Origin of the sequence: Lysinibacillus sp. UBA5994 (assembly GCF_002429725.1) — a bacterium.
GTDB classification, from domain to species: Bacteria; Bacillota; Bacilli; order Bacillales_A; family Planococcaceae; genus Lysinibacillus; species Lysinibacillus capsici.
Genome location: NZ_DJAU01000022.1, coordinates 15,238 through 39,466, shown reverse-complemented (window position 1 = coordinate 39,466; position 24,229 = coordinate 15,238). Strand labels below are relative to the sequence as shown.

The window sequence follows — 24,229 nt, the reverse complement described above, 5'->3', positions numbered from 1 at the left end:
CCTATAATATGTTTCGGTCGTAAAAATGGGAGGGGTATTCGTCTAGTCAATATTTCCTTTTGGTCTAAATATTAAGGCACCAATAAAGCCGAACACAATAGCAGCACTGATTCCTGAGCTTGTTACTTCGAACATGCCTGTTAATACGCCAACAAGTCCATGTTTTTCTGCCTCCGCCAGAGCACCATGTGTTAATGAATTCCCGAAGGATGTAATGGGCACTGTCGCCCCTGCTCCAGCAAAATTAATTAATGGCTCATATAAGCCCATACCATCCAAAATCGCACCTACAACCACTAACGTACTTAGTGTATGGCCCGGTGTTAAATTGCCAACATCCATTAATAATTGGCCTATGACGCAAATAATGCCTCCAACAATAAATGCAAATACAAAAGTCATAACCATGTTTTTTGCCTCATTTCATCGTAATTTCTATCGCATGTGCCGTACATGGAATCGTCTCGCCTTGCTGATAGGATAGCGGAGATAATAACGCACCCGTTGCTACTAGTAATACTCGCTTATAGCTCCCTGCACGCATTTGTTGAATAACATAACTAAAAAAAACAGCTGCCGAACAGCCTGCACCACTTGCACCAGATTGGAATGCTTCATCCTGTCCATAAAATTCAGCACCTGCATCACGTAATAACGTGAGCTCTTCATTTTTCACGCCATTTTCCACAAGCATTCCTTTCAATAGCTTTAAGCCAAGCTGGCCCAAATCGCCTGTTAAAATTAAATCGTAATGATAAATTTTTTGATTTCTCTGTTGTAAATGAGATTGAATCGTTTGGAAAGCAGCAGGTGCCATTGCTGCACCCATATGGAAAGGATCATCCATACCATAGTCAACGGATTTGCCAATTGTTGCCGCTTCTATAGAAGGATATTCCTCGCGATGCTTGCCAATTAACGCATAACCAGCAGCAGTTACAGTCCACTGAGCTGTTTGTGGTTTTTGTGCTCCATAATTGATGGGGTAACGAAACTGGCGTTCAATTGCATTATGTTGACTAGAGGCACCTGCTAATGAAAAATTAGCAGCACCTAACTCGGTTAACAGGCATGCAATAATGACTGAAGATACAGATGTGGCACATGCCGAAAAGAGTCCAATAAAAGGGATTTCTAAATCCCTAGCGGCAAAATTAGTTGGTGTCATTTGGTTGACTAAATCTCCACCCATTAAATAATTGATATCACCTTTTTGTACGCCCATTTTTTTCATAGCAAATTCACAGGCCTCTTCGATCATTTTACGATGTCCCTGTTCGTTTGTTTTCATTTGCCAACGTTCATCATCATACACAGAGTCAAAATATTGACTAAAAATACTCCTATTTTCTAATGGACCTGCTACCACACCACCTGCTAAAAGAGAGGGCTTCGATTGAAATACAATTACCATGAAACCACTCCTATCGTTACGAGGATATATTTAATGAGCGCTACAAAAAATGCTGACACTACACCAAATAAAACAACTGATCCTGCTAATTTAAATAAATTTCCTCCGACTCCCAATACTAGCCCTTCAGAACGATGCTCGATTGCTGCCGAAATAACAGCATTACCAAAGCCTGTTACTGGAACTGCTGATCCAGCCCCAGCAAATTGACCAATTCTTTTATAAAGGCCAAGACCTGTTAATATCATTGCGAAAAATACCATCGTTGCAACCGTAGGATTTCCTGCTGTTGCCTCTGTAAAATTGAAGAAAATAATATAAAAAAGAGACACAGCTTGACCGATTGCACAAATAAAACCGCCAACGAAAAAGGCTTTTGCTACATTCTTTAAATAAGGGGGCTTTGGTGTAACATTTTGCTCTAACTGTTGATACTGCTCTTTTTCCATTTATGTCTCCTCCTTTGCAAGCTCTTTTAGTTCTGTAATTTTATCGCTTAATTTATTATCTTCCATCTGATCCTTTTTTATTTTATTGGCTTCATAAAAAATTTTGTAATCAGCGGAGACAAACACTTCTTTGTTTGGATATTTCTCTTCAAATTTCTTTTGCAATTTTTTCTCTAACTTAGTTTTTTTCCACTTTTCCCATGGTTTAATTTGTACTGCGATAAGCATACTATCGTCATATTGAATAACCGTTGAGCGATCAACATAGTCTTCTTCTTTAATAAGGGTTTCGACTTCACTTTCATTTTGTGGAGACCCATAGACGATAAATTTTTCCTTTTCAGCACAACCATTTAACAGCGATAAAACAACTAAGAGAGGTAACGTCATTCCTAGTAGCCTCAAGTTTTACCCTCCTTTTCTTTAAAGTTTCTCCACACATAAAAAAACTATTCATTCAAAGAAATACACAAAAGCCCGAGTCCAGTTTTCAAAAGTACATATTGTAGAAGTAGTAACAAGGAAAGGGGGTGACAATATGGGTTGTGGTAAGCCAACAAATCCTATTGGACCAATCCATTCAGCAGGCTGCGTTTGTGACGTAGTTCGCGCTATTTTAGATATTCAAAATCAAGCGGTGCGAGATGAGTGTTCTCCATGTACAGCAAACTGTTTCTTAGAGCCACTAGGCGGGATTGTTAGTCCTGCACGCTCACAAGCAGATACACGTGTTTTCATGTTAATTACAAAAGATGGTACTCCTTTCAAAGCATTCTTTAACTCTCCAACAGCAGATCCTTGTATTTGTACATCCGTATTCTTCCGCGTAGAAGATATGTTTGATGAATGCTGTGCTACTTTACGTGTTTTAGAGCCATTATGTACATTTGACTCTAGTGAAAGTACAGTAGACTTACTAAGCAAAGATGGTTGTTGTATCAACATGAAGAAAATCTGTAAAGTAGATGACTGGAGCTCAACAGATAGCTGTATTACTGTGGATTTATCTTGCTTCTGCGCTGTACAATGTATCGCTGATGTTGACTTAGGGATTTGTGACTAATTCTTTCACCTTTGACACACACACATAAAAAAAGTGTACAGCATCCTCTGCTGTACACTTTTTTTATAAAGTTGGCAATTTTCTTCCTCGCCAAAGTATTTGCTGTATATCTTCAAAATGAATGATTTCCTGTATTTTTAATTCTAATGATGTGAGCATTAAAGAATCATTCTGTACATCTGAAGCTGTCCCAGTTAATTTTCTACCATCCTTTAAACAAACTAATAATGGCTGATAGGCTCTCTGACGAAATGGTTTTTCTAAAAACTGGAGCTGTTTCAGTAAATAAGGATCTATTTGTACTTCATCCACTGTCTCATTTTTTTCTTCAACTATTTGCTCATCGAACATAGTGTCCTTTACATAGACAGATGTACTTTCATCCAAATCAAGTTCATGTAACACCTTAGAAATATTTAAAAAATATGATGGTGATTTTATAAACAAGCGTGGTTCTTGATCCACTTTACTCACTTCCCTTTTTTCCATACAATATGCGAAAGTAAGCAAATTGGTTCTTAGCCTATTTGGCTTAAGAAAACTGTTGCTAAGCCCAAATAAATTAAAATACTTGTAATATCATTTAATGTAGTAATAAAGGGTCCTGATGCAACAGCAGGGTCAATTTTTAGTCGATGCATTAACAATGGAATAAATGAACCAGCTAATGTTGCCACTAAAATAGAACCACAAAGCGCTGCCCCTACTAACATACCTAGGACAAGTTCATGTTTCCAAAAATAAACGATCCCAATAACAATTAATCCACAAACAATGCCTGACATTAAGCCAGTACCTGCTTCACGTAATAGTAACTTCAATTTACTATGTTCTTCTACATCACCTGTTGCAATCCCTCGAATGGCCACGGCCAATGCCTGTGTTCCACTATTACCTGAAGTTCCTGAAATTAATGGAATAAAGACCGCTAGTAAGGCAACCTTATCTAAAGTATCCTCAAATTGCCCCATTAGGTTAGCTGTTAACATACCTAGAAACAGTAGAACTACTAGCCATGGCAAACGTTTTTTAGCTGCTTGGAATGGTGTTACATCAAATTTATCCATATCCGAAATACCAGCCAATTTAGAGTAATCCTCAGAAGCCTCTTCATCAATAACATCAATAATATCGTCAACCGTGATAATACCAAGTAATTCTCCTTTATCATCAATAACAGGTGTCGCTAAAAAATTATAATCCTTCATAATTTGCGCGACTTCTTCTTGGTCATCGCCTACATGTACCATCACGACACGTTCATTCATAATGGAACGAATAAGTGTATCCTCGTCAGCAATGATTAAATCACGTAACGAAATAACACCCGTTAGACGATGTTCTTCATCCACAACAAAAATATAATAAACGGTCTCTGCATCTGGTGCCTCTTTACGCAAAATGGCCATAGCTGAACGAACTGTTGAATTTTCTGGTATAGCGACATATTCAGTGGTCATGATAGAACCAGCAGTATATTCATCGTAGCTTAATAGCTCATTAATATCTTCTGCCGCTTCTTCATCCATCATTTCTAAATAGCTTTCGCGCTGTGCTGTATCCAGTTCATTTAAGACATCTGCCGCATCATCCGCATACATATGAGATAGCATTTCTGCACCGTATGATGGATCCATTTCAGCAAGATATGCTTTATACTCATCATCTTCAATATCGATTGCCTCAAAAATATCAGCCATTTCTGTCGGAGACAAGAACGAATAGATGATTTTCCTTATATCAGGTTCCACCTTTTCATAAAACGTTGCCTGATCATATGGATGAAGTTCTAAAAACTCATCACGGAATGCGTCAATATTATGTGCTTCCAGCATTTCTCGTAGATGTGCCTCATCAAATTGCACATCATCCTTTTCATTTCTATCCTCTATCATGCTTGTCCCCTCCTTCCGAGCTTTCAATCATTTTACGGGCAATGCTGCCGTAAATCTACCTTCTATATAATAGAGTGTAATGTACCTTTTCTGCAAACTCTTTTTTAAGTTATATTTATGAGCAATTGGGCAGATTTTTATAAAATTCAATATTACGCCTAAAATCATGGCGATTCTATTTTACTATACCTTACCTTTGGTCACTTTGTTATGAATAAGGTGTAAAATAATCTAATTCTCTAAACTCCAGGATAGTTGTTGTTGACGCGCAGATAAACAATACATCCAATTTTCACCTACCATACGACCTGTGATATTAAGAATCTCCCTCGTGAAGAAATACGCAGTTTAACCTAATTCAAAAAATGATAAGGAGATGCTCGTTTGCGCGAACACCTCCTTTTATCAAAAATTTATGCTGAAGATTCCTTCAGTAATCTTTGCATGTCTTCATTTAGCATACTTGTAAAGTGTAATGGCACACTTGTTAAAGGATGCTCCATACTTAAAGATACACAATGTAATGCTTGTCGATCAATCTGAAGACGACTACCACCATAAAGGTCATCCCCCACAAGTGGGTGTCCAAGATGTGACATGTGCACGCGAATTTGATGTGTACGCCCTGTATGCAATTGAAGTCGTACATGTGTCATTGGTTCAGCACCCAGTGAAAAACGCTTCAGAACCTTTACATCCGTATGTGCATATTGTCCATCTTCTCGTACTTCTCTTTCAATAATACTAGCTTCTTTACGACCAATCGGAGCTATAATCGATTGAAAGTTTTGTTCGATATGTCCATGTACAATGGCTTCATATTGTCTTGAAATCTCTCTCTTACGCTGAGCAAGCCCTGTTAAATGATGAATATGAGCATGCTTAGCTATGCATAGTAAACCTGATGTATCTCGGTCTAGCCTTGTAACAATATGAGCCGTAGAGGCCAGTCCTTGTTGCTGAAAATAGCCACAAACTAAATTTGCAATACTGTTGGTTGGATGCTCTCGTGAGGGTATCGTACTTTGATGAGCTGGTTTGTTGAGCACTAAGATGGCATCATCTTCGTATACAATGGACAAATCTCCATGCTCGATAGCAAGCCCTTCACTTTTTTCTTCAAGAGGAAACGTTACTTTCACACAATCTCCAACTTGCAGGATATGTCTCACATTACGTTCGACATCATTCACAGTCAACATGCCACCATCAAACTTAATAGCTGTTAGAGCTCGCTTAGAAATACGCCACTCTTGAAGAGCCTCTCGTAATAATTGGCCATTTTTCTTTGCCTCAAATTGTAATGTAAATCTTGTATCCACGTTATTCATTTGCAACAAATGATTCATGCACTCGCTCCCAAAATGGGAATGGTCGGAAACGGGCAAAACGTACTCTTTCATTTGCTACATTAAACGCTATGGCTTTGACATCACCTTGAGTAATTTGCAAGTGATCAACAGTCATATTAAAATTTTGTTCATTTACAGGACGCAATACACAATGATGGTGTGCTGGTAAGATTAATGGCGATCCTACTGTCCTGAAAACGCGGTTATTAATTGAGGCAATTTCAGTGACTTGGAGTGCCGCTAGTGTAGGATGTATGATGGCTCCACCTAGAGCTTTATTATAAGCCGTACTACCCGAGGGAGTGGATACACAAAGACCATCACCACGGAAACGCTCAAATTGATTGCCATTTAACTCTACATCCATCACAAGTGTAACATCTGGCGATTTGACGGTTGCTTCGTTTAAAGCAAGATACGTATTTGATTCGGCATTATGATGCTCTACCCTTACTTCCAGCAGTGGATATTCCACAACATTAAAATCCTTCTTAGCAATGGACAAAACTAATTTTTCTAATTCAGATGGTTTCCAATCCGCATAAAATCCTAAATGCCCTGTATGGATACCAACGAAGGCTACCTGATCTAATAAATGGGAATATCGATGAAAGGCATGCAATAGTGTGCCATCTCCTCCAATCGAAACAACAATTTCTGGCGTCTCTTCATCATAGGTCAAGCCAAAATCCTGTAAATAGGTTTTAGCAAGTTCCATCAGCTCGTTAGATTGTGCATCTCTACGTGATTGAATCGAAAATTTCATTGCGCGTCACGCTCCTTCTCCGTTAGTAAATTAGGATTCGATGCTTCTTTATATTCGCTAAAGTAGGCCTGTGCCTCTTGAATTTCACTACGAATGGATGACATTTCTTCATCCAACCGAAATGCTGCCTCGGCAGCACTTTGCAAGCGATTCTTAATTTCTTCTGGGAACATGCCCTTATATTTATAATTTAAAGAATGCTCTATTGAAGCCCAGAAATTCATGGCTAGTGTACGGATTTGTATTTCTGCTAATACTACTTTTTTTCCTTGAATTGTTTCAACAGGATACTCCACTATCATATGGTAGGAGCGATAACCACTAGGCTTATTATGTGTAATATAATCGCGTTCTTCCACTACACGCATATCTTTTCGCTGACGAATTAGCTCAGTTACCGTTGAAATATCATCAACAAATTGACACATAATCCGAAGGCCAGCAATATCACCAAGTTCATCACCAAGTTGTTTAGAAGGCTCAAAAGCTAGTCCTTTTTCTAACGTTTTGTCATATATACTTGCTAAAGGCTTGACACGTCCTGTAACAAATTCAATTGGTGAATTTGCATTAACAATACCAAATTGCGAACGCATGCCCTTTAATTTTACTTTTAATTCGTCTACTGCTTGTTTATAAGGACTTAAAAAAATTTCCCATTGTCCCATTGTAAAAACCTCCCGACAATCGGTATCGAACACCACCGTCTGTTCGTTTTGTCTTTCTATTCAGCAAGAATAGCCTTGAAGTGTTGTTCCACTGCCTGGACAAATTCTGCCCCATAATTGTAATTTCCTTCAATATTATACACGAGCATTTCCAATTCCTCGTAGAAATTTGTCAGCTCAATCACTTCTTCACCTATTCGTAGCAATGGATTTTTCCCTTTTTGTAAAATATGTACAAGATTCTCCCAACTACTCGGTGGAAAACGCAAGTAATGATAGTCTTCACCTGCATCAAGTAAATAAATGAATGCAAAATCATCTGAATCTGCAATGAGTTGTCCAGCAGGTTTTAACTGTAAATTTACTTCATTGTCGTTTAAACTAAAATGAAGTTGATCTTGTTCAAAATTCGATGTTTCTATTGTATAAATTTTACGCACATGCGGTTCCCCTTTTCGTTGTACTCTTCCTCTTATTTTAGCACACAGGGTAAATAGTTGCAGTGTGTAAATATTAATTCGAGCGAAACAACGGATGAAAAATAAAAAATAAATAGGTGACTATAAATGACACAAGAAATTGAAATTGAATTTAAAAATCTATTAACAAAACAACAATACGAGCAATTATTACAAGAGTTCCACATTAGCCAAAATGCTATTCATCGTCAAACAAATCATTATTTTGACACACCTAATCAAGCAATTCGCAACCTACAAAGTGGTCTTCGTATTAGACAAATTGGTGATTATTTCGAATGTACGCTCAAAGAAAAAAACGCCGAGCATGCTCACCTTGAAACGACGGATGAAATAACAGCAATAGAGGCGCAACAAATGTTAGATGGCAAAGGATTTTATGCTCAAGAGGTAGCTAAAAGATTAGCTCTTCATCACATTCCTTTAGAACATTTGCATGTATTTGGTTCTCTCACTACAGATCGTGTCGAAATTCCTTACAAAGAGGGACTTCTCGTTTTTGATCATTCTTTCTATTTGCAGCGTGACGATTATGAGGTAGAATATGAAGCAAAAGATGCAATAAAAGGAAATATAATTTTCGACGAATTTTTACAACAATATGGTATTGATAAGCAACCAACTGATAAAAAAATTGCTCGTTTTATGAAGGCACTAAAAGCACAAAATTTATAAAAGTAGAAAAAAGGAAGGTGTCTGACTCCTTGGATATTCAATCATTCAAATCTTTACTAGAAATTCGGGCTTTGCAAACACTTGGATCAAGCGAAAGTTCACCCACAGACAATGAGTCTATTTTTTCTGATATGATTAACGAATTATTAGGAGAAACTTCGACAGCAAGTAATGCTAAATTATCAAGCTTGCTTGCTACAGGAACAGCAAATAATTCAAATTTCGTCAAAGAATTAGCTACTTTGGAGCAAAGTCCATTAGAATCATTACTTTACAAAGGGTCTAATGCTGTGTTTATACCTGAATCAGTCAAACAAGCTTTAGCAAACACATATGCTAGTAACAAACTTGATTCCTATGTTTCAGACGATGTAATAGGCTCTACAGCATATGCTAATTCACTAGCAGGATCAAATGAGTATACTGCCATTATTGAAAAAGCAGCCGCTACTTATCAGATACCCGCGAAGCTTATTGCAGCGGTTATTAAACAAGAATCTAATTTTAATCCAACTGTAGTAAGCCATGCGGGTGCGCAAGGTTTAATGCAACTCATGCCCAAAACAGCACAATATTTGGGTGTGACTAACGCTTTTGATCCAGAGCAGAATATTATGGCTGGTGCAAAATATTTGCGTCAAATGCTAGATAAGTTTAATAATGACCCTTCACTAGCATTAGCAGCTTATAATGCTGGCGCATCTCGTGTTACGAAATATGGAGGAATCCCTCCTTTCAAAGAAACACAGAATTATGTCAAAAAAGTGATGAATTACTTTACAGTGTAATCGCACCTTTCCTGTTATCTATGTCATTTCCAACAAATTTCACCCATAGTGGTGAAATTTGTGCTTTTATAGCGAACAGCAATTCGAAAGAGCTCTTTGTTTGTGTTAACGAAAAGACGTTGATAGAATGAAGGTAGTCACAAGAATTTCACAATTTGATGAGGATGAAGTATACAATATGGTACTTTACGATATAAAGAATTAAAGGAGCATATAACTTATGAGTCGAAAATACACTGTTCCTTATGAGGAGCTGGGAGCTGAAAAACTGTCAGAACTCATTCATGCGTTCTATAAAAGAGTTGCTCAGCATCCTGATCTTATTCCAATCTTTCCAAAGGATTTAACAGAAACAGCCCGTAAACAAATTCAATTTCAAACACAGTATTTAGGAGGGCCAAATCTTTTTACTGAGGAGCATGGTCATCCGATGATGCGTGCACGTCACATGAATTTTCCTATTACACCTGACCGCGCTCAAGCTTGGCTAGAGTGTATGTCAGAAGCAATGGATGAGGTAGGTTTGGAAGGGAAGTTCCGTGAGACTTATTATCAACGTTTAGTATTAACAGCTCATCACATGGTTAATACGCCAAATGACGATGAGGGGGAATTGTTACGTGAATAATATTCAAATGTTGCAAGAGCCAACGCCAACGATTTCTACTGCAAACAAGCCAATTGAATTGTATATTTTCGTAGATCCACTTTGCCCTGAAGCTTTCAGTATGCAAGCAACTCTTCGTAAATTACAGCTTGAATACAACCATTACTTCACATGGCGCTTTGTTTTAAGTACAGAACTTACTTCTTTAAATTGCTTAAGTAAACGTGTCAAAGGCTGTATTTCAGGAATCGAACTTGATATTAATCACCCTGTTTTACCTTCTATCGCTATTAAAGCAGCTGAATTACAGGGGAAACGTGCAGGTGCGCGTTATTTGTCGAAACTACAAGAATACGTATTATTAAGTCATCAAGATGTAAACTCCTATGCAACGCTTTTAAAAATAGCTGAGGATGTTCAACTCGATATGAATGAGTTTACTGTTGACTTTGGTTCAAAAGAGGCAGCACGTGCTTTCCAATGCGATTTATATATTAAACGCGAAATGGAAGTAGATGAAGTACCAAGTATCGTATTTTTCAATGAATGTATTGAAGATGAGGGACTAAAAGTTAGTGGTAGCTATTCCTATGAAGTTTATGAACATATTTTACAAGAAATGCTGAACGAACAGCTTGTCCGTCAGCCTTTACCATCAATAGAGGACTTATTTTCTAAATTCCATACTCTTTCTACAAATGAAATAGCTTTTATCTATTCATTAACAGAGCAAGCAGCAGAGCGTGAACTAAAGAAACGCATGCTGCAACAAAAGATCGAACGAATCCAGACTACTCACGCTACGTTATGGCGTCTTAAATAATAAAATAAACAAAAGGGACTCCAATCATCATGATGGAGTCCCTTTTTCAAGATAACGCAAAATACAAAGAAGCGCCTCTATCCTCGACCGATAGAGACGCTTCTTTTTCACAAAGGGGATGGGAGAAATGTTCACGTTCAAACAAAGGGGTGTATGTTTGTTTTGTGATTTATTTCACAAGAATTACTCTATCATGGAATAATATATTTAGCAATGAAACCAATACTAGATTCACAAATTTGTCAAATAGAAAGCGATTACAAACAGTATTTTTCCAAGATGCACACTTTTAAACTATTTAGAAATCAAAAAAAAACATTATTCTTTCCTTTTAATTTATGCTGTTAATAAAAAGAATTAGGCTATAGGAACATTCCTATAGCCTAATTAATTAGTTATTTAACAATAATTTTTCTAATTCATTTAAACGTTCTTCAAATACTTTACATGCATCTTCAATTGGCTTAGCTACGTTCATATCAACGCCTGCTGCCTTTAATACCTCAATAGGGAAATCAGAGCATCCCGCTTTTAAGAAGTTATTAATATAACGTTCTACAGCTGGTGCACCCTCCTCTAAAATTTGTTTACTCAATGCTGTAGCAGCTGATTTACCAGTCGCATACTGATAAACATAGTAATTATAGTAGAAGTGTGGAATACGAGCCCATTCTAAGCCTATTTCCTCATCTACCACCATATCATCACCGAAGTACTTTTTGTTTAATTCATAGTAAACTTCTGTTAAACGATCTGCTGTCAAGGATTCACCGTTCTTATCCATCTGATGAATAAGGTGTTCGAACTCTGCAAACATTGTTTGTCTGAATACCGTACTTCTGAAGCCATCTAGCCAATGGTTTAATAAGTATATTTTTTGTTGTGGATCATCAATTGTTTTCAATAAATAGTCATTTAATAACTCTTCATTGCAAGTAGAAGCGACCTCTGCCACAAAAATAGAGTAGTCTCCATAAACAAATGGCTGGTTGTTGCGTGAATAATAACTATGAACACTATGGCCAAATTCATGTGCTAATGTAAATAGATTGTTCACATTATCCTGCCAATTCATTAAAATATACGGATTCGTACCATAGGCGCCTGAAGAATAGGCTCCACTACGCTTCCCTTTATTCTCTAAAACATCGACCCAGCGGTTATCCAGTCCATTTTGAACGATGCTTTGATATTCCTCCCCTAATGGAGCTAAAGCCTTTACTAAAATATCTTTCGCTTCATCATAAGAGACCTTCATTTCCACCTCTTTAACTAGTGGCGCAAATAAATCCCACATATGCAATTCGTCTACACCCAATAATTTCTTACGCAACGAAATATAACGTTGCATAGCTGGTAAATGCTTATGAATTGTTTCCACCAGCTGATCATAGACATTTTCAGGAATGAAGTTATTAGACATGGCAGCGTGGCGTGCAGATTCATAATGACGAATTCGAGCACTTACATTATGCTTCTTTACATTACCAGTTAGCGTAGCCGAGAACGTATTTTTAAACTTGCCATATGTTTCGTACATAGCCTTAAATGCGCCTTCACGTACAGAGCGATCCTTGCTCTCTAAAAACTTGATATAATTACCATGCGTAAGTTGTACTTCTTCTCCCTCTTCATTTTTCACATGAGGGAATACCATATCGGCATTGTTTAACATGCTGAATGTATTCGAAGCTGTACCTGTCACCTCAGACATTTGCGCTAGCAATGCCTCCTGTTCGGCTGGTAATACATGTGGACGTGCCATTGTAATTTCTTTTAAAGATTGCTTATATTGTTGTAGGTCTTGATTTTCTGTTAAGTAGCGTTCAATCGTTTCTTCACTTAATGACAGAATTTCTGGCGTTAAATAGGAAAGGCCAGCTGAGATACTCGTTGCCAATGTTTGAATACGGCTGTTCATATCTTGATAAAAGCTATTTGTAGTATCTTGATCATAGCGCATATGAGCATATGTGTAGAGCTTCATTGCACGTTCATATATATGATCATGATACTGTAAAGCTGCTAATAATGCCTCTGCCCCATTATTTAAAGTACCTGCATAGCTAGGTGCTTGTTTAGCAAGCTCTGCAACCTCCTTCAATTCCTCTTCCCAAGCTGCATCTGTTACAAAGATGTCTTCTAAGCGCCATGTTAATTCTTCTGGTACTTCTTTTCGAACCAAAACCTGATTACTATTACTAGCCATATATGCCAGCCCCCTTTATATGTGCTTTTTTCCTTTTACTCTCATATTTTCTCAGTATATTGTGGCAATTGCAAATAAATGTACATAGACTTGCTCACAATTATCTAGTAAACCATTTTCATGATACATACGCTTAAGAAGATACCCATAATTTTGAATAGCCCTGAGTGCTTGTTCGGTTACTTCGAGCTGATGCTTACATAAAAAGTTTTCCATCTGCCCCTTTGTTAATTCAAATGGAAGACGTCCTAATTGTTTACTAAAATAAAACAGCATTATTTGCCACTCGCTCGTAAACAAAGGGATAGCTGCTCCTTCTTTCACTGGAATACCAATGTATGGTGGCAGAGCAGTAAGAGAAAGATTTAATTCATAGCAATTACGTAAAAATGGATCTTGTGCCCCCTTCTTGCTATGTAAAAGACGACTATGCGCAAATTGCCTACAAGTCTGTTTATAGAGCTGCCAATAGCGTTGAAATTCTTCTGGGGTAATACGTTGAGGTCTATAAAAAGGGAAATGTTGTAGATCGACCGAAATTTTCTGTACTTTACCTATGAAAGTATGCCCATGAACATGAAGAAGATTCGTCCAATAAACAAACTGGGCTGTCACCGGGTTGTACGTCAATAAATATGGTAAATCCGTTGTCGTTATAAACGCTTTTTGCAAGAGTGGAGAGATTCTAATTTTTCTGATGCCGTTGACAGCTTCTTTGCCTTGCGGAGTTTGAAAAAGCCAAATTGCTTGTATATCGTTTCTTTCATAGCCCATTGTTCGTTGGTGCCATTTTTCATGAGAGATAGTACTACATTGAAATTCAACTGCAAACTGCTCCTTATCGAGTGTAACAAGCAAATCTGGGCGCTGAGAAAGCTCCTTTAAATATGGTTCTAGTTTCACCTGATGTCCATGCTTTTGGAGCCACTCATATAATTGCACTTTACCTTGTAAATGTATTTTAGATTCACCTTCTGCGAACAGCTGTGAACATTGATTTTTTGTGAAGTGAGCAAAGTGGGGAATATTATAGTTACCTATTTTCAATTGAACTTGTTCTAAACATTGAGGGCAATAAAATTTCATTTGCCGCCTATATCGCTGTAAAGCTTTCCTCGTATATTGATATGGGAGAAATAGTTGCTGTTGATTGTTATAGGCAATCAGCATAGTATCAGCTCCTTTTTAGCCAACTATAATAGAATGGATTTTCACTAACAAAAATAAAGCACCTTTTTCTTGAAATTTTAAAAATGAGCTCTTATTCAAGCTCTTTGATGCTGAAAACATAAAAAAGGACTGTAGCGAAACTCGATTCATTTACGAGTTTCACTACAGTCTAAAATAATTAGTGTTTCATTGCCTATGCAAAGTATTTTCGAACTGTTTCAAAGCAATTGAATTCCATAATCTTTTCACCGTACTCCTCTAGACGATGAATTGTAAAATTGGATGGTGTTAAAAATTCCTTGATAACTGCATTTCTATCATGACGATTTAAATCCTCATCTGCGTTTCCGAAATCAACAACTAGATAGTACCAATTTTCATATTTAAATAATGAGGAATCCACTAATTCGTCTGTCATTCGTTTTGCGACAGGGATTAACTCATCAATATCTTTAAATTTATAAACATAAATGTCTGTATCCATAAATAATTCTGACTCATCCATGTCACCAAATTGAGTTAGTTGGCTAAGAAGATCCTCTCCAACTTCATCGAATGGTGCAAACATATCTTTGTGTTCATCAAAATTCGAATGACCATCTAATGTTTCACCGTCTTTTAAAATATGTGCACGTGTGACAATGATTTCTAAGCCTACTTCAGATGCATTGATATGAATCCAAATCGGACCCTCTACATCAAAATAATCCTCCGTGTTTACTTCATCAATCATATCCCAAAAAAGTTGTTCACCCTTTGCTCGATTGTACCAAATTTCTTCACGACTATAGCCGCGATCCTCTATATCATTGTACGTAATAAAGAGCTTGAGTGTATTTTCATTTACACGTTCGATGTCCACTAGACCTCATCTCCCTTCACTGTCATATGTCGAAAAACAGTTTGTTTCATTAGTATGCTTTTATTCTTTGTTTTTAACCTTCATACTGCATTTGTTTTTCAACCTTTGACCACACTACAGTAAAACCATCGAGTAACCGTAAACATGAATTTTTGTGTTCACAGTTGTCTCTAACTCTATTGTATGCTGTTCTGTCATAAAATGAAAAGGATATACACCGTTTCACAGAAGATATTTGAATTATTGAAATTGTAGTAAACTATTTAACTTAAATCAAGTTTAACATACTTTTACGGAAATATATGACTTTTCCCTATTAATTATTATACTTCATATAGAAGGTTTTACAGAAGTAAAACATAAAAAAAAGATGTCACAACATGTATTCCACATCTGTAACATCTATTACATATATTATTCAGAATAGAAAGGTTTAATTCACCATTCGTTGCGCTTCTTGTAATTGATATGCTCGAACTTTTCGAGGTAAGAAACGACGAATTTCATCTTCATTGTAGCCAACCTGCAGACGTTTTTCGTCTAAAATGATTGGTCTACGTAGTAAGCCAGGATATTCCTGAATTAATTCATATAAACGTTGTAATGGTAAGCTTTCAACGTCCACATTTAATTTTTGGAATATTTTAGAACGAGTGGAAATGATTTCATCAGTTCCATCTTCTGTCATTCGTAAAATTTTTTTTATTTCACTTATGCTAAGCGGTTCAGAAAATATATTACGTTCTGTATATGGAATTTCGTGCTCCTCTAACCAAGCTTTTGCTTTACGACAAGAGGTACAACTTGGTGATGTAAATAGGGTTACGATCATTCTGACACATCCTTTCATTTAAAAATCATTATCTATAAACCAGAACCAATGTGTTAAATTAGAATTAATGTAATGTAAAATACACAGTACCATTATACAGTACTCAGCTGTATTTGAATATAGTTCCAATAAAAAAAATCTGAACCTATCCATAAATATTCTGTCTATTCATACAGCTTTCAAATATGATGTATTTTCTTCAAACTTATGTGCTACTACTACCATTCCCATTTTTAAAGCATTTTAAACATCTAAACAGATATCTCAGTTGTTCTCATTTAAGAAAAATAATCGAGAAAATTGTCAATCCCACGTGTACATCTAAACAATTTTTTAATAAAAAATTATAAATTTATAACAAAATTACATAACAAAAAAAGCATATAATTTTTTCTAGAAAAAAAACACCGTCAAAAGTCTGACTTTACACAAAGGAATCTTTATAATATAATTCTTTGCAATCAAATCAATTTGAACAATTTAAATTGAGAAAAACGCTGACGAAGAGTAGTACATATGCTAATTCACGTATAGAGAGTCTGTGGTTGCTGTAAACAGATCGTGGATGCATGTGGAATGGACTTCCGAGTTAGCTTTGTGAACGCTACTTGAAGCTATTAGCAAAGCTCGTCCCTTCACGTTACGAAGCTGAGTGGCCTTTTTAGGCAAGCTGGGTGGTACCGCGGATTCAAACATCATTCGTCCCTTCATTAGAAAAAATCTAATGAGGACGCATGATGTTTTTTTGTCTTCATTACCAAGTTGAAAGGTGAAGACAACACTGTGACATAAGTTACAGCAATTGAATTCGAGGAGGAATTTTTTATGACAACTATTTTTTCTGGCGTACAGCCTACAGGTATCGTAACATTAGGGAACTATTTAGGAGCATTCAAGCAGTTCCCGGCACTACAAGATGAAGGAAACGCTATTTATTGTATCGTTGATCAACATGCCATCACTGTTGCACAAGATCCTAAAGAATTACGAGAAAGTATTCGTAAGCTTGCTGCTACCTACATTGCTACTGGCATTGACCCTAAAAAATCGACATTATTTATTCAATCAGAGGTGCCAGCGCATGCTCAGGCAGGATGGATGTTACAATGTGTTGCGTCTATCGGTGAGCTAGAACGTATGACACAATTCAAAGATAAATCACATGGTAAGGAAAGCGTATCTGCTGCTCTTTTAACATATCCACCGCTAATGGCTGCAGACATTCTACTTTATAACACAAATATTGTCCCTGTCGGCGATGATCAGAAGCAGCATATTGAGCTAACTCGTGACCTTGCAGAACGCTTTAACAAACGCTTTGGCGATGTTTTAACAATTCCTGAAATTCAATTACCTAAAGCTGGCGCACGCATTAAATCCTTACAAGAGCCAACAAAGAAAATGAGTAAATCAGATCCAAATACGAAAGCGACAATTCGCTTATTAGATACTGCGAAAGACATTGAGAAAAAAATTAAATCAGCTGTAACTGACTCTGACGGCATCGTTGCATTTGATGTGGAAAATAAACCAGGTGTTTCAAATTTATTGACAATCGAATCAGCTATTTCAGGGGTAGCCGTTGAAGATTTAGTCAAAAAATATGAGGGAATTGGTTATGGTGGATTCAAGCAGGGTGTAGCAACAGCAGTAATTGAACACCTAACACCTATTCAAGAGAAATTCTATCATCTAGTAGAATCATCAGAATTAGATGTCATTCTAGATGAAGGTGCTGAAAAGGCGAATGCGATTGCTAGTGCTACATTAAAACGTATGGAAGATGCTATGGGTCTTGGTCGCGCACGTCGCTAAACTTACGGCTTGTCTGAGGATCGATCAAAGCCCAAATCAAGCACAACTGCGCAGATGATGATACAGGCTCCTACCGCCATATAAAATTCTGTTGTTTGAAAAATAAATTTGAAAACAACCTTCCATGAATAACCTAGTGTGCGGTAATTTAAATACAATATGAGATTCCCTACAGAGAGGATCATTAAGCCATAACTTACTAAAAATAAAAAGAGACGAAACATAGTAATGGCATCCTTTCTATTTCTTCTTACTTATCATTTATTCACAAAACTATAAAAAAAGACGTCAGCCGTTTAAATTTGGCTGACGTTTTTTTATGTTTATCTATTATGCTTCATATTTTTTGAATAGGAGACTTGCATTATGACCACCAAAACCAAGAGAATTACTCATTGCATATTGAATATTTGCTTCTCTTGCTTCGTTTGGAACATAATCTAAATCACATTCAGGATCAGGATCTTTTAAATTGATTGTAGGTGGTAAAATCCCTTCTTTAAGGGCTAATGCTGTGAAAATAGCTTCCACACCACCTGCTGCTCCTAATAAGTGACCCGTCATAGATTTTGTTGAGCTCATTGCAAGGTTATAAGCATGATCACCAAAAGCAGTTTTCACAGCTTGTGTTTCGAATAAATCGTTATATGGCGTACTTGTACCATGGGCATTAATATAATCAACTTGTGATGGCTCTACGCCACCATCTGTTAATGCTTGCGTCATCGCACGTGCTGCACCTTCACCCTCTGGAGCTGGAGCCGTAATGTGATGCGCATCCCCAGTTGCACCATAACCTAAAACTTCAGCATAGATTTTGGCACCACGAGCTTTTGCATGTTCATATTCTTCTAAAATGACAATACCCGCTCCTTCTCCGATAATAAAGCCATCTCGGTTTTTATCGAATGGGCGACATGCTGCTTGTGGATCTTGATTTAATGATAGTGCTGTATTGGCACAAAAACCTGCAACCGCCATTGTTACGATTGGTGATTCAGCACCACCAGAAATCATAACATCAGCATCTCCACGCTCAATTACTTTAAAGGCATCACCAATAGAGTTTGTGCCTGAAGCACATGCCGTTACAGAACAAGAATTTATCCCCTTTGCACCAAAGTGAATAGAGACTTGGCCCGATGCCATATCAGGAATCATCATTGGGATAAAGAAAGGACTAACACGTCTTGCGCCACGCTCTTGGAATGTTAAAAATTGTTGTTCATATGTTTCCATCCCACCGATACCAGAACCAATCCATACACCTGCACGTGGAGCTAGCTCTTCATCAATTGTTAGCTGTGCATCTTCCATTGCCATAATAGAAGCCGCTAATGCGTATTGTGTGAAGCGATCCATTTTACGTGCTTCTTTACGATCAATGTATTTTTCAATATCAAAGTCCTTTACTTCTGCTGCGATTTTTGCGGCAAAAAGATCTTTATTTAAACGTGTCAGCTCACCAATGCCAGATTTACCAGCTTTAATGTTTGCCCATGTTTCTTCGATGCTATTTCCTAGTGGTGTAACTGCGCCAATTCCTGTAATTACTACTCGTCTTTTACTCATTGTCTTACTCCCCTCAAGCATTTTTCCTACTTATTTTCCCCATCTCATGGCTACGGCACCCCATGTTAAGCCGCCACCAAAACCAACAAGGACTAATAAATCATCCTCTTTAATCTTACCTGCTTCGAGCTCATCTACCAAGGAAATACCAATAGATGCTGCTGAAGTATTTCCGTATTTATGAATCGTTTTTGACATTTTTTCTGGTGGTAGCTCTAAACGCTCACGTGCAGATTCCATAATACGTATATTTGCCTGATGTGGCACTAGGAAATCAACGTCTTCTTTTGTTAATCCCGCTTTCTCTAATACATTAACAGCCGATTCACCCATTTGTCGAACAGCAAATTTAAACACTTCACGACCATTCATCGCAATTGTATCTTGCTTCGTTAAATAAAGATTCTTTCCGCCTGTACCATCTGCACCAAGTTCAAAGGATAGAATACCTCTACCTTCAGAGACTTGCCCAATGATAGCTGCACTGGCACCATCGCCAAATAATACAGCTGTATTGCGATCTTCCCAATCAACGACTTTAGACAGCTTTTCAACACCTACTACTAAGACATATTTATAAGCATTTGCCTCAACAAAGTGCTTTGCTGTCACTAAACTATATATAAATCCTGCACATGCTGCTGCTTGATCCATTGCTGCAGCATTTACTGCTCCGATTTGTTCCTGAATCATACAAGCTACACTTGGAAAAGTTTGATCCTGTGTGACAGTTGCTACAAGAATTAAACCAATTTCCTCAGGCGTAATACCCGCATTTGCAATAGCTTCTTTTGCAGCAGCTACTGCCAAATCTGAAGTTTCCTGATCATCTGCCGCAAAATGACGTTCTTCAATGCCTGTTCGAGTACGAATCCATTCATCAGAAGTATCCATGATTTTTTCCAAATCAAAATTTGTAACGACCTTCTCAGGAACATATTTGCCTATTCCTATAATACCAGCGTTCATATAGCAACCCCTCAGCTTTCTTACTATCAATTATTAGTAACTGGTCATAATTATAACGCATATAAAAGGAATGACGCAAGATGATTTAAAATTTATGCGGCTGAGGGTAGTGTTCTTTGAATATAGAAGTGAAGAATTTTATGGAATGAGGTTATTCTGTTTAGAGCTTTATCTATCGTACTTTGTTGAGCTTGTTCATTATTTTTCAAAGCACCTTGCATCATGTATGAGCGGTGTTCTTCCCTTTTGGAGCACTTTTCACCCGCTTAGGAGCGCATTCCCCTATTTCAGAGCTGTTCCTAAATACTTTACATTACTAAACATAAAATACTAAATCTCATATTTGTTGTGACAAAATCGCCATGTTTCACATAAATGGTTCATTTTTTTTTGATTTATGTTATGATATGATAATGAATATGAGTAAAACCTTATGATGAAAAAAGTTCGGTTGAGGTGAAATTAATGCAATATATCGTAACGTTCATATGGTCATTCCTACTAGTTTCTATGTTAAACTACGTAGTCAGCTCTGTACTTGGTGTACCATTTGATTTCAAAACTGGGGCAATCGTTTCTGTTGTATTCTCCATCCTTATCTTTATTATTGGAGCAATCATTCCAAACGACCCTACACCAGAAGCTGCAGACCATCATTAATTCAGCTAGAAAAAACCTGTTCAGCTTCATGCCGAACAGGTTTTTTCTGTTATTTTTCCACAACACATTGACCCTCATGCATTTTCACATGCAACGTCTCCCCCGGTAAAACTTCTCCGCGTAATAGTTCTTTAGCAACGGCTGTTTCGATATGTCGCTGTACAAAGCGTTTTAGTGGTCTTGCTCCAAATTGGGCATCTGCACCTTGCTCTACTACCCAATCAATGACTTCTTGCTCCACAGATAAAGTAATTTCTTGCTCTGCGACACGTTTAATCAATTGCTCCACATACTTCCAGGCAATCGCAGTAAAATGTTTAGTAGATAATGCATGGAAGAAGATGATATCATCCATTCTGTTTAATAGCTCAGGTTTAAAATGTTGTCGTAGGGCTGACATGACTAAGTCCTCCACAGCCGCATCATTTTCCTTTGCCTCCATTAAATAACTTGATCCGATATTCGAAGTTAAAATGACTACTGTATTTGTAAAATTCACCATTCGTCCCTGACTATCTGTAATGCGCCCATCATCTAAAATTTGCAATAAAATGTTCGCCACATCAGGATGAGCTTTTTCAATCTCGTCTAGTAGCACCACAGAATAAGGATTTCGGCGAACTGCTTCCGTTAGTTGTCCACCTTCCTCATAGCCCACATAGCCTGGAGGAGCCCCAACAAGTCGAGACACACTATGTTTCTCCATGTATTCACTCATATCAATCCGAATAAAGTGATCTTCTGAATCAAATAACTGTGCAGCAAGTGCCTTGGCAAGTTCTGTTTTACCTACACCAGTTGGACCTAAAAATAAAAAGCTACCAATAGGTCGGTGTGGATCTTTGATACCTGCACGTGCACGCCATACCGCTTCTGTCACTAATTGAACTGCTGTATCTTGTCCAACCACACGTTCATGTAATGTATCCTTTAAACGTAATAATTTTTCACGCTCACCCTCTACTAATTTTGTTACAGGGATTCCTGTCCAACGTGAAACAATTGCTGCGATTTCATCTGCTGTTACCTCTTCACGTAAAATACGAGATTCTGCACCGTTCTCTAATTCCTTTTCAAGTACCTGAATGTCTTTTTCAAGTGTCGGAATTTTACCATGACGTAATTCAGCAGCTTTATTTAAATCATATTTACTTTCTGCCTCATCTAGATCACGACGATATTTATCCAATGTTTCACGTTTTTTCTGAATATCGTGTAGTTTTTCTTTTTCTGCTTCCCATTGTTGTCGCATGCCCTTAGATGACTCTTTTAACTTTGTTAATTCTTCGCGTAATTGCTCCAGACGTTTTTTACTTGCCTCGTCCTTTTCCTTACGCAATGCCTGTTCCTCAATTTCAAGCTGCATAATACGACGTGTGACTGCGTCTAATTCCTGTGGCATTGAATCAATTTCTGTACGAATCATTGCACAAGCCTCATCAATTAAATCAATGGCCTTATCAGGTAAAAATCGTTCTGTAATATAGCGATTGGATAGTTCTGCTGCCGCAACAATTGCTCTGTCATGAATACGTACTGCGTGATGTAATTCAAAGCGTTCCTTTAAACCACGTAAAATGGATACCGTATCCTCTATAGATGGCTCACGCACTAGTACTTGCTGGAATCGACGTTCTAAGGCAGGATCCTTTTCAATGTACATACGATATTCGTCTAAGGTAGTAGCACCAATACAGTGTAATTCACCACGTGCTAGCATAGGTTTTAGCATATTTCCTGCATCCATAGCGCCATCTGTTTTTCCTGCACCTACGATCGTATGAATTTCATCAATAAATAGAATGATTTGTCCTTCTGATTCTTTTACTTCTTTTAGCACACCTTTTAAGCGTTCTTCAAATTGTCCACGATAACTTGCACCAGCGATTAACGCACTCATATCCAGTTCATATAGCACACATTCTTTCAAGCCTTCTGGTACATCACCTTTAACAATACGCTGTGCTAAACCTTCCACAATTGCCGTTTTACCAACTCCTGGTTCACCGATTAATACAGGATTATTTTTCGTTTTACGTGTTAGAATACGAATTACATTTCGAATTTCTTCATCACGCCCGATAACAGGATCCATCTTGCCGTTTTTTACTTCTTCAATTAAATTGCGCCCAAATTGTTCTAATGGTTTTTTATTGTCTGTTTGTTGAAATTGCATAGCTAGCACTCCTTTTTTTCATATTTCTCATTATTTATATACCCATTCTTATTCATTAAAAAAGTTTGACCTTTTTTGACTAACTTTATTTTACATCACTCGACAATGCTTAGCAAAGAAATCGTCCTAAAATTTTTTCACTTATTATGGAAGTTTACGTTATAATAATGGTATGTTTCTATGTTTTAGTATCGAAATCCACTATCCTTTTGTAATAATCGCCATTTATTACAAAAAGAAAGCGATGTGTTGGAGATATGGTTTTAATGGATAATATGTTTGAAAAAATTAAAGAACTTTTTCAAAACCACGGTGTTTTTATCAAAGTGAATAAAGGAAATAAAATTTTTCTAGAGGGTGAACGGGCAAAAGAAATTTATTACATCCAATCAGGTGTTATTTCGATTAGCCAAGAATCCGAGACGGGTAAGGAATTAACCATTCGTATTTGTGGCCCTGACAGCATAATAGGAGAAGGTTCGTTATTTTGTAATCTCGTCTATAATTCAATGACTGCCAAAGTTTTAGAACCCTCTACGTTGTATGTTTTGAGTCGTAAATCTTTGGAGCATTTACTAGAAGAGCAGCCGACAGTTATGGTGGAATACATGAAGTGGCTACAAACAGAAAACTTAAAGCATCAGAGTCGTTTGCGCGATTTAGTGTTAAACGGTAAAAAAGGTGCTCTATTTTCAACGCTCATTCGGCTGTCCAATACGTATGGTAAACCTGTAGAAAATGACTCGATTTTTATTGATTTTCAGCTAACAAATACAGAAATTGCAAATCTGTGTGCGACAAGTCGGGAAATGATTAATCGTATGCTGAATGATTTAAAAAAACATGAGATTATCACTTTTGATAAAGGATTTATTACCATTCATGATTTACAATTTTTAAAAAATGAAATTGCCTGTGAAAATTGTCCATTACAAATATGCCGTATCGATTAGTTTCGTTACAAGCAAAAACCCTGCTTATTGAA

At 37.2% G+C, this 24,229-nt stretch carries 26 protein-coding genes and 1 other annotated feature; of the genes, 8 read left to right on the top strand and 18 right to left on the bottom strand.

Translation table 11 applies throughout. The features are described 5' to 3' along the window. Positions 1-42 precede the first annotated feature (42 nt). From spoVAE to B3D98_RS06025, 4 genes are read right to left on the bottom strand one after another with little or no spacing between them, the layout of a single operon-like run. The gene (gene spoVAE, locus B3D98_RS06040; protein ID WP_369700615.1) at positions 43-402 is read right to left on the bottom strand and encodes a stage V sporulation protein AE; all 360 of its coding nucleotides are present in this window, start codon (positions 400-402) and stop codon (positions 43-45) included. Between the two features lie 16 nt (positions 403-418). Then, positions 419-1,414 carry a stage V sporulation protein AD gene (locus B3D98_RS06035; protein WP_054549787.1) on the bottom strand — a complete coding sequence of 332 codons (996 nt, stop codon included), beginning with the start codon at positions 1,412-1,414 and terminating at the stop codon, positions 419-421. Continuing rightward, positions 1,408-1,863: a stage V sporulation protein AC gene (gene spoVAC, locus B3D98_RS06030; RefSeq protein ID WP_004230957.1), complete on the bottom strand. Its 456-nt coding sequence runs from the start codon at positions 1,861-1,863 to the stop codon at positions 1,408-1,410. Before spoVAC ends, B3D98_RS06035 begins: the two co-directional genes overlap by 7 nt. Further along, on the bottom strand, positions 1,864-2,268 hold the full coding sequence (locus B3D98_RS06025; protein WP_225340734.1) for a YhcN/YlaJ family sporulation lipoprotein: 405 nt from the start codon (positions 2,266-2,268) through the stop codon (positions 1,864-1,866). Positions 2,269-2,401: 133 nt separating this feature from the next. On the opposite strand from B3D98_RS06025, the gene B3D98_RS06020 reads away from it, so the two are divergent. Then, on the top strand, positions 2,402-2,926 hold the full coding sequence (locus B3D98_RS06020) for a CotY/CotZ family spore coat protein (RefSeq protein ID WP_004230953.1): 525 nt from the start codon (positions 2,402-2,404) through the stop codon (positions 2,924-2,926). A 63-nt stretch (positions 2,927-2,989) separates the two neighbouring features. Here the strand turns inward: B3D98_RS06020 and B3D98_RS06015 are convergent, their stop codons facing one another. From B3D98_RS06015 to B3D98_RS05990, 6 genes are all read right to left on the bottom strand, one after another. After that, on the bottom strand, positions 2,990-3,391 hold the full coding sequence (locus tag B3D98_RS06015; protein WP_231595610.1) for a hypothetical protein: 402 nt from the start codon (positions 3,389-3,391) through the stop codon (positions 2,990-2,992). A gap of 53 nt (positions 3,392-3,444) precedes the next feature. Further along, positions 3,445-4,821 carry a magnesium transporter gene (mgtE, locus tag B3D98_RS06010; protein WP_288581725.1) on the bottom strand — a complete coding sequence of 459 codons (1,377 nt, stop codon included), beginning with the start codon at positions 4,819-4,821 and terminating at the stop codon, positions 3,445-3,447. Between the two features lie 413 nt (positions 4,822-5,234). Next, positions 5,235-6,170, bottom strand: coding sequence for an RluA family pseudouridine synthase (locus B3D98_RS06005; RefSeq protein WP_288581722.1), 936 nt, complete (start codon positions 6,168-6,170; stop codon positions 5,235-5,237). Continuing rightward, the gene (locus B3D98_RS06000) at positions 6,145-6,939 is read right to left on the bottom strand and encodes an NAD kinase (RefSeq protein WP_004227435.1); all 795 of its coding nucleotides are present in this window, start codon (positions 6,937-6,939) and stop codon (positions 6,145-6,147) included. The genes B3D98_RS06005 and B3D98_RS06000 overlap by 26 nt, the downstream gene beginning before the upstream one ends. Continuing rightward, a complete protein-coding gene (locus B3D98_RS05995) occupies positions 6,936-7,607 on the bottom strand; it encodes a GTP pyrophosphokinase (protein ID WP_004227437.1) in 672 nt (223 codons plus the stop codon). Before B3D98_RS05995 ends, B3D98_RS06000 begins: the two co-directional genes overlap by 4 nt. A gap of 56 nt (positions 7,608-7,663) precedes the next feature. Further along, positions 7,664-8,047, bottom strand: coding sequence for a hypothetical protein (locus tag B3D98_RS05990; RefSeq protein ID WP_288581717.1), 384 nt, complete (start codon positions 8,045-8,047; stop codon positions 7,664-7,666). 126 nt (positions 8,048-8,173) lie between these two features. On the opposite strand from B3D98_RS05990, the gene B3D98_RS05985 reads away from it, so the two are divergent. From B3D98_RS05985 to B3D98_RS05970, 4 genes are all read left to right on the top strand, one after another. Continuing rightward, the gene (locus B3D98_RS05985; protein WP_288581714.1) at positions 8,174-8,761 is read left to right on the top strand and encodes a CYTH domain-containing protein; all 588 of its coding nucleotides are present in this window, start codon (positions 8,174-8,176) and stop codon (positions 8,759-8,761) included. A gap of 29 nt (positions 8,762-8,790) precedes the next feature. Continuing rightward, positions 8,791-9,549, top strand: a complete 759-nt coding sequence (locus tag B3D98_RS05980; RefSeq protein ID WP_288581712.1) for a lytic transglycosylase domain-containing protein — start codon at positions 8,791-8,793, stop codon at positions 9,547-9,549. 220 nt (positions 9,550-9,769) lie between these two features. Continuing rightward, on the top strand, positions 9,770-10,177 hold the full coding sequence (locus B3D98_RS05975; RefSeq protein ID WP_004227447.1) for a hemoglobin: 408 nt from the start codon (positions 9,770-9,772) through the stop codon (positions 10,175-10,177). Next, the gene (locus B3D98_RS05970) at positions 10,170-10,979 is read left to right on the top strand and encodes a DsbA family protein (protein WP_004227450.1); all 810 of its coding nucleotides are present in this window, start codon (positions 10,170-10,172) and stop codon (positions 10,977-10,979) included. Before B3D98_RS05975 ends, B3D98_RS05970 begins: the two co-directional genes overlap by 8 nt. A gap of 391 nt (positions 10,980-11,370) precedes the next feature. On the opposite strand, the gene pepF is transcribed toward B3D98_RS05970, so the two are convergent. The 4 genes from pepF to spxA form a co-directional block, all read right to left on the bottom strand. Next, positions 11,371-13,188 carry an oligoendopeptidase F gene (gene pepF / locus B3D98_RS05965; RefSeq protein ID WP_288581708.1) on the bottom strand — a complete coding sequence of 606 codons (1,818 nt, stop codon included), beginning with the start codon at positions 13,186-13,188 and terminating at the stop codon, positions 11,371-11,373. A gap of 51 nt (positions 13,189-13,239) precedes the next feature. After that, entirely contained in the window at positions 13,240-14,358 is a 1,119-nt protein-coding gene (locus B3D98_RS05960) for a competence protein CoiA (RefSeq protein WP_066036272.1), read from the bottom strand. Between the two features lie 193 nt (positions 14,359-14,551). Further along, entirely contained in the window at positions 14,552-15,220 is a 669-nt protein-coding gene (gene mecA, locus B3D98_RS05955; RefSeq protein WP_004227456.1) for an adaptor protein MecA, read from the bottom strand. A 433-nt stretch (positions 15,221-15,653) separates the two neighbouring features. After that, a complete protein-coding gene (gene spxA / locus B3D98_RS05950; protein WP_025116803.1) occupies positions 15,654-16,049 on the bottom strand; it encodes a transcriptional regulator SpxA in 396 nt (131 codons plus the stop codon). 491 nt (positions 16,050-16,540) lie between these two features. Beyond that, positions 16,541-16,762: a binding site (T-box leader), on the top strand. Positions 16,763-16,877: 115 nt separating this feature from the next. Between spxA and trpS the strand changes: the two genes are divergently transcribed. Continuing rightward, positions 16,878-17,867, top strand: coding sequence for a tryptophan--tRNA ligase (gene trpS / locus B3D98_RS05945; RefSeq protein ID WP_048392030.1), 990 nt, complete (start codon positions 16,878-16,880; stop codon positions 17,865-17,867). A gap of 2 nt (positions 17,868-17,869) precedes the next feature. Here the strand turns inward: trpS and B3D98_RS05940 are convergent, their stop codons facing one another. The 3 genes from B3D98_RS05940 to B3D98_RS05930 form a co-directional block, all read right to left on the bottom strand. Continuing rightward, positions 17,870-18,091, bottom strand: coding sequence for a hypothetical protein (locus B3D98_RS05940; RefSeq protein WP_016994330.1), 222 nt, complete (start codon positions 18,089-18,091; stop codon positions 17,870-17,872). Between the two features lie 106 nt (positions 18,092-18,197). Further along, positions 18,198-19,439 (bottom strand): beta-ketoacyl-ACP synthase II, encoded by a 1,242-nt coding sequence (gene fabF, locus B3D98_RS05935; RefSeq protein ID WP_048392031.1) that lies wholly within the window; start codon positions 19,437-19,439, stop codon positions 18,198-18,200. Positions 19,440-19,469: 30 nt separating this feature from the next. After that, the gene (locus B3D98_RS05930) at positions 19,470-20,408 is read right to left on the bottom strand and encodes a beta-ketoacyl-ACP synthase III (RefSeq protein ID WP_048392032.1); all 939 of its coding nucleotides are present in this window, start codon (positions 20,406-20,408) and stop codon (positions 19,470-19,472) included. A 465-nt stretch (positions 20,409-20,873) separates the two neighbouring features. Between B3D98_RS05930 and B3D98_RS05925 the strand changes: the two genes are divergently transcribed. Continuing rightward, a complete protein-coding gene (locus B3D98_RS05925; protein ID WP_004227469.1) occupies positions 20,874-21,068 on the top strand; it encodes a YjzD family protein in 195 nt (64 codons plus the stop codon). Positions 21,069-21,117: 49 nt separating this feature from the next. Here B3D98_RS05925 and B3D98_RS05920 read toward each other — a convergent pair whose 3' ends face one another. Beyond that, on the bottom strand, positions 21,118-23,244 hold the full coding sequence (locus B3D98_RS05920; RefSeq protein WP_082148127.1) for an ATP-dependent Clp protease ATP-binding subunit: 2,127 nt from the start codon (positions 23,242-23,244) through the stop codon (positions 21,118-21,120). A gap of 266 nt (positions 23,245-23,510) precedes the next feature. Here B3D98_RS05920 and B3D98_RS05915 point away from each other — a divergent pair, with 266 nt between their 5' ends. After that, positions 23,511-24,197 (top strand): Crp/Fnr family transcriptional regulator, encoded by a 687-nt coding sequence (locus B3D98_RS05915; protein ID WP_048392033.1) that lies wholly within the window; start codon positions 23,511-23,513, stop codon positions 24,195-24,197. The last annotated feature ends 32 nt before the right edge of the window (positions 24,198-24,229 follow it).

What these genes read in the sequence shown, in the direction of transcription:
- B3D98_RS06020 (WP_004230953.1), top strand. Translation starts at nt 2,402, where the DNA reads ATGGGTTGTGGTAAGCCAACAAATCCTATTGGACCAATCCATTCAGCA.
- B3D98_RS05940 (WP_016994330.1), bottom strand. Translation starts at nt 18,091, where the DNA reads ATGTTTCGTCTCTTTTTATTTTTAGTAAGTTATGGCTTAATGATCCTC.
- B3D98_RS05930 (WP_048392032.1), bottom strand. Translation starts at nt 20,408, where the DNA reads ATGAACGCTGGTATTATAGGAATAGGCAAATATGTTCCTGAGAAGGTC.
- B3D98_RS06035 (WP_054549787.1), bottom strand. Translation starts at nt 1,414, where the DNA reads ATGGTAATTGTATTTCAATCGAAGCCCTCTCTTTTAGCAGGTGGTGTG.
- mgtE (WP_288581725.1), bottom strand. Translation starts at nt 4,821, where the DNA reads ATGATAGAGGATAGAAATGAAAAGGATGATGTGCAATTTGATGAGGCA.
- B3D98_RS05985 (WP_288581714.1), top strand. Translation starts at nt 8,174, where the DNA reads ATGACACAAGAAATTGAAATTGAATTTAAAAATCTATTAACAAAACAA.
- B3D98_RS05920 (WP_082148127.1), bottom strand. Translation starts at nt 23,244, where the DNA reads ATGCAATTTCAACAAACAGACAATAAAAAACCATTAGAACAATTTGGG.
- B3D98_RS05995 (WP_004227437.1), bottom strand. Translation starts at nt 7,607, where the DNA reads ATGGGACAATGGGAAATTTTTTTAAGTCCTTATAAACAAGCAGTAGAC.
- pepF (WP_288581708.1), bottom strand. Translation starts at nt 13,188, where the DNA reads ATGGCTAGTAATAGTAATCAGGTTTTGGTTCGAAAAGAAGTACCAGAA.
- B3D98_RS06000 (WP_004227435.1), bottom strand. Translation starts at nt 6,939, where the DNA reads ATGAAATTTTCGATTCAATCACGTAGAGATGCACAATCTAACGAGCTG.
- spoVAC (WP_004230957.1), bottom strand. Translation starts at nt 1,863, where the DNA reads ATGGAAAAAGAGCAGTATCAACAGTTAGAGCAAAATGTTACACCAAAG.
- B3D98_RS05975 (WP_004227447.1), top strand. Translation starts at nt 9,770, where the DNA reads ATGAGTCGAAAATACACTGTTCCTTATGAGGAGCTGGGAGCTGAAAAA.
- fabF (WP_048392031.1), bottom strand. Translation starts at nt 19,439, where the DNA reads ATGAGTAAAAGACGAGTAGTAATTACAGGAATTGGCGCAGTTACACCA.
- B3D98_RS06005 (WP_288581722.1), bottom strand. Translation starts at nt 6,170, where the DNA reads ATGAATCATTTGTTGCAAATGAATAACGTGGATACAAGATTTACATTA.
- B3D98_RS05925 (WP_004227469.1), top strand. Translation starts at nt 20,874, where the DNA reads ATGCAATATATCGTAACGTTCATATGGTCATTCCTACTAGTTTCTATG.
- B3D98_RS05915 (WP_048392033.1), top strand. Translation starts at nt 23,511, where the DNA reads ATGGATAATATGTTTGAAAAAATTAAAGAACTTTTTCAAAACCACGGT.
- trpS (WP_048392030.1), top strand. Translation starts at nt 16,878, where the DNA reads ATGACAACTATTTTTTCTGGCGTACAGCCTACAGGTATCGTAACATTA.
- spoVAE (WP_369700615.1), bottom strand. Translation starts at nt 402, where the DNA reads ATGACTTTTGTATTTGCATTTATTGTTGGAGGCATTATTTGCGTCATA.
- B3D98_RS05960 (WP_066036272.1), bottom strand. Translation starts at nt 14,358, where the DNA reads ATGCTGATTGCCTATAACAATCAACAGCAACTATTTCTCCCATATCAA.